At 70.5% G+C, this 1,010-nt stretch carries 2 protein-coding genes; both read right to left on the reverse strand.

Going from position 1 to position 1,010, the window contains the following annotated elements; all coding sequences use genetic code 11:
• Window positions 1-101: 101 nt before the first annotated feature.
• Entirely contained in the window at window positions 102-542 is a 441-nt protein-coding gene (locus ACNPM4_RS01350; protein WP_315985385.1) for a GIY-YIG nuclease family protein, read from the reverse strand.
• 40 nt (window positions 543-582) lie between these two features.
• Window positions 583-1,010: zinc-binding dehydrogenase (locus ACNPM4_RS01355; protein WP_448984436.1), on the reverse strand; the 428-nt coding region annotated here is incomplete at its 5' end.

Here is a 1,010-nt window from a genome sequence, read left to right on the forward strand (position 1 = left end):
GCGAACGCTCGGGGCCGCGTCGCGACCGCCTGATCGACTCCCGGACGCGATGCCGGGCGACTGGACTTCCCGAAGCAGTCGCCCGGCATCGTCATGCGTGCTCACAGGAGCTCGTCGGTGCCCTGCAGTGCGCGGCTCAGCCAGCGCGCATAGAGCGTCCACGGGTCGCCCTCGCATCGGAGCGCGGCGACATGCGCCCGTAATTCGGCAGTGAGGGTGAACCACTCACCGCCCTCGCGTATCGCGGCGAACTCGCGGTGGCGCTGCTGCTCGACGGAGCGGTCGCCGCGTTCGAAGGCGAGGAGCTCCTGGTGCCGGATGCTCGCGAGGCGCTGTCGGGGACGCCTGCTGGTGCCGATCTTCACCCGGCCGTCGTACCGGATGTAGTAGACGACATCGACGCGGGGGAGAGGGAGGTCGGGGTCGGGGGCATCGCCGTAGCGCCACCCGCAATCGGCGCAGCACCAGGCGCCGTCGATCCGCACTCCCTGCATGCTGCCGCAGAGCGCACAGGGACTCGGAAGGGCGCGTTTCGTCGGCACCGAAGCAGACTACGCGCGCCCTCCGACACCCGACCCGGCCTCAGCCGGCGTGCACGAGGATCTTCGCCCCGGCACCGCCGCGCAGCGCGTGGATCGCGTCGACGACGTTCTCGAGTGGGGTCTCCTGCACCCAGCCGGTCGTGTCGTAGACCCCACGGGACATGGCCTCGATCACGGCATCGAAGTCCTCGGGAAGATACGCGAGCGCGCCGGCGATCTCGGTCTCGGCCATCACCAACTGCGTGGGGAGGAAGTCCATCGTGCGCTCGTGGATGGCGACCACCACGACGCGGCCGCCGGGGACCAAGCTGGCCAGCGACGAACTGATGGCTGCACCCACCCCCGCCGCATCGAAGGCGACGTCGACGCCTTCGCTGTCGGTCAGGGAGGCGACGGCGGCGGCGAGATCCTCATTCACCGGGTCGACCACGGTGGCGCCGAGGGCTGCGATGATGGCGCGACGCTCCG

Source organism: Microbacterium umsixpiens, assembly GCF_053543675.1.